We start from the raw sequence: 12,074 nt of genomic DNA, 5'->3' as shown, positions 1-12,074 counted from the left end.
CCGAGTCCGTGGGACACCCCCGGCCGGGGGCGGGCTCAGAGCGTGAGCAGGAGTTTGCCCACGTGGCTGCCGGACTCCAGGACCCGGTGGGCCTCGGCGGCCTGCGGCATCGGGAACGTCGCGTGGACCACCGGGCGTACGCGGCCCGCCGCCACCAGCGGCCACACGTGCTCGCGGACCGCCGCGATGATCGCCGCCTTCTCCTCCAGCGGACGCGCCCGCAGCGAGGTGGCGGTGATCGCCGCGCGCTTGGACAGCAGCGCGCCCAGGTTCAGTTCGGCCTTCACCCCGCCCTGGAGGCCGATGACCGCCAGGCGGCCGTTCACGGCGAGGGCGTCCACGTTCCGGGACAGGTACTTGGCGCCCATGATGTCCAGGATCACGTCCGCCCCGGCTCCGCCCGTCGCCGCCCGCAGCTCGGCCACGAAGTCCTGCTCGCGGTAGTCGATCAGGATGTCGGCGCCCAGCTCCTTGCAGCGGGCCAGCTTCTCCGGGCCGCCGGCCGTGACCGCGACCGTCGCGCCCACCGCCTTCGCCAGCTGGACGGCCATCGTCCCGATCCCGCTGGCCCCGCCGTGCACCAGCAGGGTCTCGCCCGGCCGCAGGCCCGCCACCATGAACACGTTGGACCACACCGTCGCCACGACCTCGGGCAGCGCGGCCGCCGTCACCAGGTCCACGCCCGCCGGTACCGGCAGCAGCTGGCCGGCCGGCACGGCCACCTTCCGCGCGTACCCGCCGCCCGCCAGCAGGGCGCACACCTCGTCGCCCACCGACCAGCCCGACACCCCCGGCCCCACCGCCGAGATCCGCCCGGAGCACTCCAGGCCGGGGTGGCGCGAGGCGCCGGGCGGCGGATCGTAGAACCCCTGGCGCTGCAGGACGTCGGCGCGGTTCACGGCGCTCGCCGCGACCTCGACGAGGACCTCGCCCTCGCCCGCCACCGGATCGGGTACGTCGGTCCACACGAGTGCCTCGGGACCGCCCGGCTGCTCGATCGTGATCGCATGCATGGCCCGGAGGCTACGCGATCTGGTGCTGTGACGGGGAAGGTTCACCGGGTCGCGGCCCCCGGCACTAGTCCGGCGACGGCAGCGTCACGGGGGGTCCGGTCGGCGGCGCCGCGCGGACGATGGTGATGAGCCGGTCCGTCAGCTGGATCGGGCTCGCGTGCGGATCGTGGTACGGCAGCAGCCGGTGCCCGCGCAGCACGCTCACGACCAGGTCGTCCGTCTCGCGCACCGACTTGCCGACCTCGGACCGGGTGGCGGGGCGCTCGATGATGTCGAGGCCGCTGCCCTGCTGGATCAGGTCCTCCATCACCGTGCCCGCGCTCGGGCTCAGCACCGACAGGCCCAGCAGCCGGCCCGCCGCGCTCGCGCTCGTGATGACCGCGTCCGCACCCGACTGGCGCAACAGCGGGGCGTTCTCCTCCTCGCGCACCGCCGCGACGATCTTCGCGCCGCGGTTGAGCTGCCGCGCCGTCAGCGTGACCAGGACCGCCGTGTCGTCGCGCTGGGTGGCGATGATGATCCGCCGGGCCTTCTGGACCTCGGCCCGCAGCAGGACGTCCGAACGGGTGGCGTCGCCGACCACGCCGGTGAAGCCCTCCGCGTTGGCCGTGTCGATCACCTTGGCGCTCGGGTCGACGATGACGACCTGCTCCCTGGACAGGCCGGTGGCCAGCAAGGTCTGCAGGGCCGAGCGGCCCTTGGTGCCGAAGCCGACGACCACCGTGTGCTCACGCAAGTTCTTCCTCCAACGGCTCAGCCGCCACTCTTCCCTCGTGCGCTCCGTGAGCACTTCGAGGGTGGTGCCGACCAGGATGATCAGGAACAGGACGCGCAGCGGGGTGATCAGCAGGACGTTCACCAGCCGCGCGCTGTCGCTGTGCGGGACGACGTCGCCGTAACCGGTCGTCGACAGCGTGACGGTCGCGTAGTAGAGGCAGTCGAGGAAGTCGACCGTCTCGTTGGCGTTGTCGTGGTAGCCCTTGCGGTCCAGCCACACGATGAGGACCGTCAGGAACAGCACGAACAGGGCCATCAACAGGCGTTTGGCGACCTGTTGCAGCGGCTTCTCGACGATCCGCCGGGGCAGCTTGATGCGCCGGGAGACGAGTTTCTCGTCGGCGCCCCGGGCCATGGCGTCGCGTGCGTGAAGTTTCACGTGAAACATCCCCCTGAGGCCCACGGCAGATCGAGGATTTCCAGCTCCTGCCCGGACCGCGCGCCGTGCGGCGGTACGACGGCCAGCGCGTCGGCGGCGGCCACGCCGCGCAGCATCGCGGGACCGTTGTAGCGCAGCGGCTGCGCGTGCTCGCCGGTCAGCAGGACCGGGACCAGCCGGGTGTCGTGCGGGTGGCCGGGTACGTCGCCCTGGACGGCGGCCGTGTACCGGGGGCGGGGGCGGCGGCCGGCGAGGGCGCGCAGCAGCGGCTCGGCCAGCGTCAGCAGCCCGGAGACGGCGGCCAGGGGGTTCCCGGGCAGCCCGACCAGGTGCCGGCCCTCGCCGGGCCCGCCGATCCCGGCCAGCAGCATCGGGTGGCCCGGGCGTACCGCGACGCCGTCGACCAGCAGTTCGGCCCCGGCCCGGCGCAGTACGGGGTGCACGTGGTCGACGGGCCCGGAGGCGGTGCCGCCGGTGGTGACGACGACATCGGCGGCGGAGGTGGTGACGGCCTGGAACAGGGCCTCCGCCCCGGCGGGGTCGTCGCCGAGCCGCCGCGTGCCGATGACCTCGGCGCCGAGGCGGGTGAGCCAGGGGCCGAGCATCGGGCTCAGCGCGTCCCGGATCAGCCCGTCCTTCGGGAGGCCTTCGGTGAGGAGCTCGTCGCCGAGCACCAGGATCTCCACGCGGGGGCGGGGCCGGGTGGTCAGCTCGTCGTACCCGGCGGCCGCGGCCAGGCCCAGCACGGCGGGGGTGACCAGCGACCCCGCGGGCAGCAGCAGGTCGCCGGAGCGGCACTCCTGGCCGCGCGGGCGGATGTCCTGGCCGGTGAGGACGGGCCGGTCCGCGAAGAGCTGGCTGCCGCTCTCGCGGCAGTGCTCGCTGCGCACGACGGCGGTGGTGTCAGCGGGGATCCGGGCCCCGGTGGCGATCCGTACGGCCTCGCCGTCCGCGAGCGGCGCGGGCCGGTCGGAGCCGGCCAGCACCCCCTCGCCGGCGCGGACGTTCCACGGGCCGGGACCCGCGACGGCCCAGCCGTCCATGGCGGAGGTGTCGAAGGACGGCAGGTCGGTCAGGGCGTCCAGCGGCTCGGCCAGCACCTCGCCGAGGCCGTCCGCGAGGGGGACCCGGTGGGTGCGGGCCCGCGCGCCGGCGGCGCCGCCCGCGCGGGCCGCCGTGTCCCGGGCGCGCGGCCAGGCGGCGGCGCGGTGGCCGCCGCCGGAGCCGCCGCCGGAGCCGCCGCCCTCCGGGGGGGTGCGGCTGACCAGGGCCAGGGCCTCGTCGAGGGCCTGTTCGGCGGGGGTCGCCGGGGTCGCGGGGGTCATCCGGAGCCGTTCTCTCGGGTGGCGTCGGGGGAGCCGGCCGTATCCGCCTCGGCGGCCCAGCGCAGCGCCAGACCGGCCGCCTTGCGGGAGGCTTCGGCGACGGCCTGGGCGGGGTCGGCCCCGGCGGCCTCGGCCCGGGCCGCCGCGTAGCCGACCAGGAAGGTGGTCAGCGGTGCGGCGGGCCGGTCGACGCCGTGGGCGGCGTCACGGGCGAGGTCGAGCAGGGCCTTGACGTCGACGGGGAGGTCGATGCCGAGCTCGGTCTTGACGGCGTTGATCCATTGGTCCAGCACGGTTCCATGCTCCCTGATCCGGGCGCGGGCGGCGGCGAGATCGTCCCAGGTGTCGCAGTCGAAGGAGGCGAACGGCGGCGCCGCGACACGGGCGAGGTCCAGTTCGGCGGTGAGCGCGCGCAGCGGGAGCCCGGTGAGGCCGCCGTGTTCGGCGGCGAGGAGGGCCAGCTCGCGGCGGAGCGGCTCGCCGCGGTAGGCGGCGATCAGCGGCTGGTCCCGGCCGTCCGGATCGCGCAGCAGGGCGCCCTCGTGCCCCCCGCCGGCCGCGGCCAGCAGGATCCGCACGGTCTTCCGGTCCAGGAAGGGCAGGTCCGCGGAGAGTACGAGGACCAGCTCGGCGGAGGTCTGCCGCAGACCGGCGTCCAGCGCGGCCACCGGGCCCCCGCCGGGCGGGTCCTCCCGGGTCCAGCGCACCGGGCGGGCGGTGGGGCGGCGGCCGCCGACCACGGTGGTGGCGGCGGCGTCGGCGCACGCGTCGAGGACGCGGTCGAGAAGGGGGCGGCCGCCGACGCTCAGGGCCGGCTTGTCCGCCCCGCCGAGGCGCTGCGCGCTGCCGCCGGCCAGGACGATCGCGTCGTAGCTCATGCCCCTGAGTATGCGTCGGGCATGTCCCTGACGGGGAGCCCCGTTCACCTGCGGCTTGTCCGCGGGCCGGCGTTTCAAGGCCCGGGGCTCCGCCCGGACCCCCGCGCCTCGAACGCCGGCGGGGCTGGAAAGGCTTCCCGCCTACAGGTACGGGCCCGAGCGGATCGCCCCGTGGTGGTCGTCGTCGTCATCGGTGGGGGCGCCGGGCGGAAGGGCCCGGCGCATCTGCTCGAGCTGGGCCCGCGCCGCCATCTGCTGCGCGAACAGGGCCGTCTGGATGCCGTGGAAGAGGCCTTCCAGCCATCCCACCAACTGCGCCTGCGCGATGCGCAGTTCGGCTTCCGAGGGGATGGCCTCCTCGGTGAACGGGAGGGACAGGCGCTCCAGTTCCTCCACGAGTTCCGGAGCCAGGCCGTCCTCCAGCTCCTTCACCGAGGCGGCATGGATGTCCTTGAGCCGCACCCGGCTCGCCTCGTCGAGAGGCGCGGCGCGTACCTCTTCCAGGAGTTGCTTGATCATGCTGCCGATCCGCATGACCTTGGCGGGCTGTTCGACCATCTCCGTCACCGGGACCTCGCGCGACTCGTCATCGGCGCCGCCGACCGCCATCCCGTCCTGTCCCACGATCAGGACGTGCGGGGGGCTGTCCTGCGACCGTTCACTCCTCGGCATCTCCATGCCGTCATTCTCTCGCACACCTCCGTACTCACACGGTGTGCCCCCGTACAGGCGTGATCCAACCTGTACGGAGGCACCGGGTTACCGCGTGTGGCCGGCTATCCGGCGGCGCGCCGGGCCAGCGCCCCGCTGGAGCGGGTGACCAGGGCCGCCAGCAGGCCGGCGCCCAGCGGAACCGCGACCAGCAGCAGGCCGAGGGTCTCCCACGGCACGGCGATCGGGACGTAGACCTCCTGGCTCTTCGAGCCCATGACCATGGAGTACCCGTCCTCCAGGCGCTTCTGCATCACGCGGGCGTCGGTGAGCCGCAGGCCGACCGCGGGCAGGATGCCCGCCGCCGACCCCAGGACCACACCCATCAGGGCGACCACGCCGCACTGGAAGCCGCTCAGCGTGCGCCGCACGCGCGGGGCGGCGCCCACCGCGGCCAGTGTCTTCAGGTCGGCCTCGGCATCGGCCTGGGCCAGGCCGGTGGCGATGCCGGCGGCGCCGATGGTGACCAGGCCCGCGAAGATGGCCAGCGCCAGCATCACGATGGAGTTGTCGCCCTGGTAGCCCTCCTCGATCTTGAACTCGGCGTCCACGCCCATCGTGTCGAAGAGCCCGTCCAGGGCCTGGCGCTGCTCGCTGGTCGGCAGCCCGTCCAGCGCGAAGTACGAGCCGAAGGGGACGGTGGTCAGCCCGGCGGCCTTGGCCGCGGCCGGCGGCAGCACGAGCTCGACGCCCCAGCCCTTGACGCCCTCGGGGGCCTGGTGGACGGCCAGCACCTTGTCCTCGCCCGGCTCCTCCTCGCCCTTGCTGCGTGCGGCGTCGGCCGCGTCGGTGTCGGTGATGAGCCGCAGGGTGGCCTTGCCGTCCTTCACGTTCTGCTTCGAGAAGGAGACAGGCTTGCCCGACTTCAGCGCGGCGACGGTGCCGGGGTCGGTCACGGCCAGCGCGGTCAGCAGCTTCTCGTCGGCGACCACCACGGTGTTCGCCGTGTAGTGGGAGGCGAACTGGCAGCGCCAGTCCTTGCGCAGCTCTTTGCGCTGCTCGTCGGTGAACTCGGTCGTCCGGTTCGCGGGGTCGTAGAGCGGGCAGCGCTGCTCCTTGGGCTGGACGAGCTCGGTCCGCCCGCACCCCGCCTCCGAGGAGTACGAGTCGCAGCCGGCCCGGCCGACCACGACGCGCTCGACGTCGGCCCGTACGGACAGCGAGAACTCCTTGGACAGGGCCTCGCGCACGGCGGGCACTTCCTTGTGGGCGCTGTTGTCGGTGACGGCGATCAGGCCGTGCCGGCTCGGCAGTTCGGCGACGTACTCGTGCCGGTTCTGCAGGTCCTGGCTGTTCTGGTACGTGGCCACCGCCACGGTGCCGGCCACGGCGGCGAGCACGGCCGCGACGGCGGGGGCCGTACGCCCCCGGTTGCGCACGGAGTCGCGCAGCGCGAGCCGCGGCGACAGCGGCAGCCAGCGGCCGATCCGCCCGAAGAGGCCGACCAGCACCGGGGTCAGGGCGACGACGCCGAGCTCGGCGAGGGCGCTGCCGCCCGCGACGACCAGGCTGCCCATGTCCGACACGGCCCCGTACAGGGCGATCGCGGCGCCGGCCACGACGGCGACCAGGCCGATCACGGGCAGCACCCGGTTGGCGCGGCGCACGCCGCGGCGTCCGGTGAGCGAGGCCAGCACGGTCTGCCGAGAGGCCGTGATCGCGGGGGCGATGGCGGCCAGCAGGCCGGTCACGACCGCGAGCAGGGCGATGGCCAGCAGTTCCAGCGGCCGGATCTCGAAGCCGCCCCAGCGCAGCCCCAGGTACTCCTCCAGGAGCGGCCGCAGGGCGACGGTGAGACCGATGCCGAGGACGGTGCCGGTGACGGCGGCCGCGGCCCCGATGACCAGGCCGCCGGAGAGCACGATGGCCCGGATGTGCCGCCGGTCGCCGCCGTTGGCGCCGACCAGTCCGAGCTGGCGGCGCGAGCGCCGGGCACCGACCGCGAAGGCGGGGCCGGCGAGCAGGCAGATCTCCAGCATGGCGAGGCCCACGACGGTGGCCAGGGCGGCCATCTCGGCGGCGTTCTCGCCGTCCATGCCGTACAGGTCCTTGGACTCCTGCGCGTACAGCGGCACGTCGGAGTCGGCGGGCGGGTTCAGGCCGGCCGCCCGGGAGATGACCAGCAGGCCCTTGGTGTTGGCCTCCTTGACCATGTTCCACGTGAAACCGTCGCCGCCGACCTTGACGAGGTACTTGGTGTCGGCGCGCACCCCGGGCACGTCGGCGGCGCGCAGGGCCTTGTCGACGGGCGTCAGCAGGGTCTCCGGCTGGGCGATGACCTCGACCGCCGCCAGGGCGCTGGGCAGTTCGTAGGCGCCCACGATCCGGTACGAGAGGTCCGTGCCGCGCGGGCTGACGGTGGAGCCGACGAAGAAGCCGGACTGCTCGAGGAAGGCGGTGGTGGCGATGATCTCGCCCGCCGCGCGGGGCAGCCGGCCCCGGTCGAGGGTGATGCGGCCCTTCACCAGCGGGTCGGCCGTGTCGACCTCGCGCAGGTCCGTGTTGAGGAGCCCGTGGGTGGTGCGGATCTTGGCCTGGCCGACGGAGTCCTTGACGACCTCGGCCCCGGCCGGGAGCGCCTTCAGCGGGTCGACCTGGTCGGCCTTGTCGCCCGGCACGTACGTGTCGTAGCCGCCGACGGGCGCGTAGCGGTCGCCCTTGGGGTTCTGGTAGATCGGCGCGTTCATCGAGGAGGCCCCGATCTCCGCGTCCGCGGCGCCCAGCCGGCGTTCGAGCTCCTGCGCCGTGGACAGTTCGGCGCTGCGCACCGTGAGGTCGGCGGCGCTGACCCCGACGATGGGCAGGGCGATCATCGCGAGGACGAGGAGGCTGCGGCCCTTGGCGCGCCAGGCGTCGCGGCGGGCGATGCGGATGGCCGCGATCCAGGAGTGGTACCAGGAGATCACTGGGCGGCCTGCCCCGAGAGCAGGGAGTCGGCGTGGCTGCGCAGGGTCTCGTCGACCACGCTGCCGTCCCGCAGGAAGACCACGCGGTCGGCCCAGGCGGCGAACCGCGGCTCGTGCGTGACCAGGACCCCGGCGGCGCCCGCGTCGCAGCGGGAGCGCAGCAGGGCGAGGACGGACTCGCCGGTCTCGGAGTCGAGGGCGCCGGTGGGCTCGTCGGCGAGGACGAGGCGGCGGTCGCCGACGAGGGCGCGGGCGATGGCCACGCGCTGCTGCTGGCCGCCGGACATCTCGTCGGGGAAGCGGTCGGCGAGCTGTCCCAGGCCCATCTCCTCCAGTGCCGCGAGGGCGGAGGCGCGGGCCTTGCGGGCGGAGACCCCGTCGAGTTCGCGCGGCAGGGCCACGTTCTCGGCGGCGGTGAGGGCCGGTATCAGGTTGTAGTCCTGGAAGACGTACCCGATGCTGCGGCGGCGCAGGGCGGCGAGCTGCTTGCGGTTCGCCGCCGTGATGTCGGTGCCTTCGACGATGACCCGGCCGCTGGTCGGGGTGTCGAGGCCGCCGGCCAGGGTGAGGAGCGTGGACTTGCCGGAGCCGGACGGGCCCATGACGGCGACGAGTTCGCCGGGGTGGACCGAGAGGTTGATCCCGCGCAGGGCGTGAACCTCGGTGGCGCCGCTGCCGTGGGTGCGGACGAGTTGGTCCAACTGGAGCACGGGCTGCTGGTTCTGACGCTGGTCAGGCATGAGAGGTCTCCGGGCGCTGGTTCAGCCCCGCCGCGTGCGGGCGGTGCGGGGCCGGTTGATGGTGGTCGGGGCGGGAGCCTCGGCTCCGGCGGCGGCCTGGGGTGGCTGGGGCTCGGCGGCTCCCCCGTCGGCCGGCCGGGAGAGCCGGACGAGCCGGGCTTCGCAGTGGTCCAGCCAGCGGGCCTCGGCCTCGGTCTGGAAGATCAGCTGCTCGAGTACCAGCAGCCAGGCCACGTCGTCGCGTTCGCGGGACTGGCCGCTCTCGACGGCGGCCAGCGCGGTGGCCTTGAGCCGGGTGTAGTCCTGCATCGCCTTGATCGTGGCGTGCCGCTGGGACTGGATGACGGCGCGGATGTCCACGCCGGGTGAGCCCACGGCCATGGCGAGCTTGATGGACAGCTCGTCGCGGGGCGGGTTGGCGCGGTCGACGGGGCGTTCGTACCACTGGCGCAGTTCGGCGCGTCCGTCGTCGGTGATGGCGTAGAGCGTGTGCCCGGCGGTGTCCTCCCCGCCGGGGGCGACGAGGCCGTCGCGCTCCAGGCGGGCGAGGGTGGTGTACACCTGCCCGACGTTGAGGGGCCAGGTGGAGCCGGTCCGGGATTCGAACTCGGTACGCAGCTGTGAGCCGTACCGAGGACCCCGTTCCAGCAGGGCGAGAAGCCCGTGACGGATCGACATACCGAGTATGTATACCGAGTATGTTCCCCCCCGGCAACCATCTCAGGGCGTACGCCGGAAGGGGGACGCCGCGGTCGGTGCGGGGGTCGGCGGGGGTGCTACAGGCCCTTGCGCAGCCGCATGCCGAGATAGCCCAGGCCCACGCCCATCAGGGCGAATCCGGTGCCCAGCGGCAGTATGTGGGCGGCCAGGTCGGCGGCCCGGTCGTTCGTGCCGGTACCGAGGGCGCGCACCACCGCGGGCGCGGTCGGCGCGACCGGGAGCCGCGCGGGGGGCTCGGGGCGCGCGGGGCGCGCGGGGTGTTCGGGGCGTTCGGGGTGTTCGGGGCGTCCGGGGCGTCCGGGGTGTTCGGGGTGCGGCCGCGCGGGCAGCGGGCGGGAGGCCACCAGCATCTCGGGGTTCGCGGGCTCGGTGACGGGCCTGCCGGGCCGCGGCCGCCCGGCCCCGGCGGCGCTGCCGGCCAGCCCGTCGCGGGGGGCCTCCGGTGCGGCGTCGGGTGCGGTGTCGGGCGCGGCCGGGCGGGGCCCCCGGGCGAGGGGCGCGGGTGCGGCGGCGCCGGGGGCCGGCGTGAGGGCGAGGGCGTGCGCGGGGGCGACGGAGGCGAGCGCGGCGGCGGCCAGCGCGGCGCAGGCCAGCCAGCGCGGCGGACGGAAGCCTTGGATCACGGGGTGCCCCTCCCGTCCCGCGGGGGTCTCCCCGGCCGGGGGCCGGGGAGACCAGGATGTCCCGCCTAGATTTACATAGTGGGACAAAACCGGCATCCCGGGCTCCTCGTCGAGGTGCCCGGGATGCCGGTGTGTCGCGCGAAGGGGTCGCGGCGGGGATCAGCCCGGGTTGCCGGTGGACACGGTCAGCGTGTACTCCGTGCCCTCCTTCTCGATCTTGTCGTCGGGCTGCGGGCTCTGCTCCAGCACCATGTCCTTGCCGTACACGGCCTCGTCCTTCTCGACGATCTTGTACTTGCCGCCCGAGGCCTGGATGCACTCCTTCACGGAGAGCAGGTTCTTGTAGCGCAGGTCCGGCGCCTGGTACTTGCCCGCCTCGCTGTAGTGCTTCGTCGGCTCCTTGCACTTCTTCGGGTCGATCGTGCGCGTGGGGTCCGGTCCCTTGAACCCCGGCTTGGCGGAACCGGACGCGGACGTCGAGGCCCCCGGGCCCGCCTGGTCGCCGCCCTTGTCCTTGTCGTTGCCGTTGGCCGCGATCGCGGCGATCAGGCCGCCGACCGCCAGCAGGGCCACCGCGACCGCGCCCACGACCACCGGCATGTTCCGCTTGCCGCCGCCCCCGCCCTGGTTCGCGGCTCCCGTCGGGGAGATCGTGTAGGGCGGCGGGGTCTGCGGCGCGTACTGCTGCTGCGGCGGGGGCGTGTGCGGGTAGGCGTAGCCGCCCTGGGCGTGCGCCTGCGGCTGCGGGGCGGGCGTCGGGGCGTACGGGGAGGGGGTGGGCGTGTGGGACGCCTGGTACGGGTGTTGCACGGACTGCGGCGGCGCCTGGAACCCGGAGTCCACCGGCGGGAACACGGCCGAGGCCACGCCCGCGCCGCTGCCGCCGGCCAGGGCGCCCGGGACGATGACCGGAGCCCCGGTCTGCCCCGCGCCCAGGATGCGCGCGATCTCGTCACCCATGGCCGCGGCCGTGGGGAAGCGCTCGTTCGGGTTCTTCTTCAGGGCGCGCGCCACCAGCGCGTCCATCGCCGGGGTCACCGACCGGTTGATGGAGGACGGGGCGACCGGCTCCTCCTGCACGTGGGCGTAGGCGATGGCCAGCGGCGAGTCCGCGTCGAACGGGATCCGCCCGGTCAGCAGCTGGAACAGCATGATGCCGACCGAGTACAGGTCGGAGCGGGCGTCGACCCCGCGCCCCAGCGCCTGCTCGGGCGACAGGTACTGCGGGGTGCCGACGACCATGCCGGTCTGCGTCATCGAGGTGACCCCCGACTGCATGGCCCGCGCGATGCCGAAGTCCATCACCTTGACCACGCCGCGCTTGTTCACCATGACGTTGCCGGGCTTGATGTCGCGGTGGACCAGGCCCATCTCGTGGCTGGTCTCCAGCGCGGCCAGCACGTCCGCCGTCACCTTCAGCGCCTTGTCCGCGGGCATCGCCCCGTACTGGCGGATGTCCGCATCGAGCACCGAGCCCAGCGGCCGGCCCTCCACGTACTCCATGACGATGTACGGCATGACGGTGCCGTCGCCCGCGCCGGAGCCGGCGAACGTCACCTCGCCCTCGCCCGTATCGAATACCGAGACGATGTTCGTGTGCGACAGTTTGGCAACAGCCTGGGCCTCGCGGCGGAACCGCTCGCGGAAGGACTGCTCGCGGCCGAGATCGCTGTGCAGCGTCTTGATGGCGACCTGCCGGTCGAGCGCCGAGTCGTACGCCAGGTACACGGAGGCCATGCCGCCCGCACCCAACAAGTCCCTTAGCTGGTAACGGCCACCGGCCAGAGAGCCGCCCGCGTACTGGCCCTGAGTGCCGTCCTGGCTCATGACTGTTGCTTCCCCTCGGGATGTGTCCCCACGCCACTGGCTGAGCGCATGTCGCGCCCAGTCTGCCGGAGGGCAAGCACACGTCAAGCCAGGTGCCCGTTCCGTGACCACACGGCCACGGTCGCCCTTGTCCGAACGGTGACCGGTTCCGAGGCTGTAGCGTTCATCGGAACAC

General features: G+C 74.0%; 10 protein-coding genes. All 10 read right to left on the bottom strand.

Annotated features, from left to right (window positions below; all coding sequences use genetic code 11):
* Positions 1-35: 35 nt before the first annotated feature.
* Complete coding sequence (locus BGK67_RS17840; RefSeq protein WP_069921023.1) at positions 36-1,013, bottom strand: NAD(P)H-quinone oxidoreductase; 978 nt, start codon at positions 1,011-1,013, stop codon at positions 36-38.
* A gap of 64 nt (positions 1,014-1,077) precedes the next feature.
* Positions 1,078-2,178 carry a potassium channel family protein gene (locus tag BGK67_RS17835; protein ID WP_069923945.1) on the bottom strand — a complete coding sequence of 367 codons (1,101 nt, stop codon included), beginning with the start codon at positions 2,176-2,178 and terminating at the stop codon, positions 1,078-1,080.
* Complete coding sequence (locus BGK67_RS17830) at positions 2,166-3,494, bottom strand: molybdopterin molybdotransferase MoeA (protein ID WP_069921022.1); 1,329 nt, start codon at positions 3,492-3,494, stop codon at positions 2,166-2,168. Before BGK67_RS17830 ends, BGK67_RS17835 begins: the two co-directional genes overlap by 13 nt.
* Positions 3,491-4,372 (bottom strand): NTP transferase domain-containing protein, encoded by an 882-nt coding sequence (locus tag BGK67_RS17825; protein ID WP_069921021.1) that lies wholly within the window; start codon positions 4,370-4,372, stop codon positions 3,491-3,493. Before BGK67_RS17825 ends, BGK67_RS17830 begins: the two co-directional genes overlap by 4 nt.
* Before the next feature lie 141 nt (positions 4,373-4,513).
* Positions 4,514-5,050, bottom strand: a complete 537-nt coding sequence (locus BGK67_RS17820) for a bacterial proteasome activator family protein (protein ID WP_069921020.1) — start codon at positions 5,048-5,050, stop codon at positions 4,514-4,516.
* 98 nt (positions 5,051-5,148) lie between these two features.
* A complete protein-coding gene (locus tag BGK67_RS17815) occupies positions 5,149-7,989 on the bottom strand; it encodes an ABC transporter permease (RefSeq protein WP_069921019.1) in 2,841 nt (946 codons plus the stop codon).
* Positions 7,986-8,729 carry an ABC transporter ATP-binding protein gene (locus BGK67_RS17810; RefSeq protein WP_069921018.1) on the bottom strand — a complete coding sequence of 248 codons (744 nt, stop codon included), beginning with the start codon at positions 8,727-8,729 and terminating at the stop codon, positions 7,986-7,988. Before BGK67_RS17810 ends, BGK67_RS17815 begins: the two co-directional genes overlap by 4 nt.
* A gap of 21 nt (positions 8,730-8,750) precedes the next feature.
* The gene (locus tag BGK67_RS17805) at positions 8,751-9,407 is read right to left on the bottom strand and encodes a PadR family transcriptional regulator (protein WP_069921017.1); all 657 of its coding nucleotides are present in this window, start codon (positions 9,405-9,407) and stop codon (positions 8,751-8,753) included.
* Positions 9,408-9,505: 98 nt separating this feature from the next.
* The gene (locus tag BGK67_RS17800) at positions 9,506-10,072 is read right to left on the bottom strand and encodes a hypothetical protein (RefSeq protein ID WP_069921016.1); all 567 of its coding nucleotides are present in this window, start codon (positions 10,070-10,072) and stop codon (positions 9,506-9,508) included.
* 159 nt (positions 10,073-10,231) lie between these two features.
* Complete coding sequence (locus BGK67_RS17795) at positions 10,232-11,899, bottom strand: Stk1 family PASTA domain-containing Ser/Thr kinase (RefSeq protein WP_069921015.1); 1,668 nt, start codon at positions 11,897-11,899, stop codon at positions 10,232-10,234.
* Positions 11,900-12,074: the final 175 nt, after the last annotated feature.

The sequence above is a fragment of the Streptomyces subrutilus genome, assembly GCF_001746425.1.
GTDB lineage: Bacteria > Actinomycetota > Actinomycetes > Streptomycetales > Streptomycetaceae > Streptomyces > Streptomyces subrutilus_A.
This window is presented reverse-complemented; position numbering and strand designations above follow the sequence as displayed.

Excerpts from the sequence above, each read along its gene's own strand:
- BGK67_RS17820 (WP_069921020.1), bottom strand. The coding sequence starts at position 5,050 with ATGGAGATGCCGAGGAGTGAACGGTCGCAGGACAGCCCCCCGCACGTC.
- BGK67_RS17805 (WP_069921017.1), bottom strand. The coding sequence starts at position 9,407 with ATGTCGATCCGTCACGGGCTTCTCGCCCTGCTGGAACGGGGTCCTCGG.
- BGK67_RS17810 (WP_069921018.1), bottom strand. The coding sequence starts at position 8,729 with ATGCCTGACCAGCGTCAGAACCAGCAGCCCGTGCTCCAGTTGGACCAA.
- BGK67_RS17795 (WP_069921015.1), bottom strand. The coding sequence starts at position 11,899 with ATGAGCCAGGACGGCACTCAGGGCCAGTACGCGGGCGGCTCTCTGGCC.
- BGK67_RS17830 (WP_069921022.1), bottom strand. The coding sequence starts at position 3,494 with ATGACCCCCGCGACCCCGGCGACCCCCGCCGAACAGGCCCTCGACGAG.
- BGK67_RS17835 (WP_069923945.1), bottom strand. The coding sequence starts at position 2,178 with ATGTTTCACGTGAAACTTCACGCACGCGACGCCATGGCCCGGGGCGCC.
- BGK67_RS17840 (WP_069921023.1), bottom strand. The coding sequence starts at position 1,013 with ATGCATGCGATCACGATCGAGCAGCCGGGCGGTCCCGAGGCACTCGTG.
- BGK67_RS17825 (WP_069921021.1), bottom strand. The coding sequence starts at position 4,372 with ATGAGCTACGACGCGATCGTCCTGGCCGGCGGCAGCGCGCAGCGCCTC.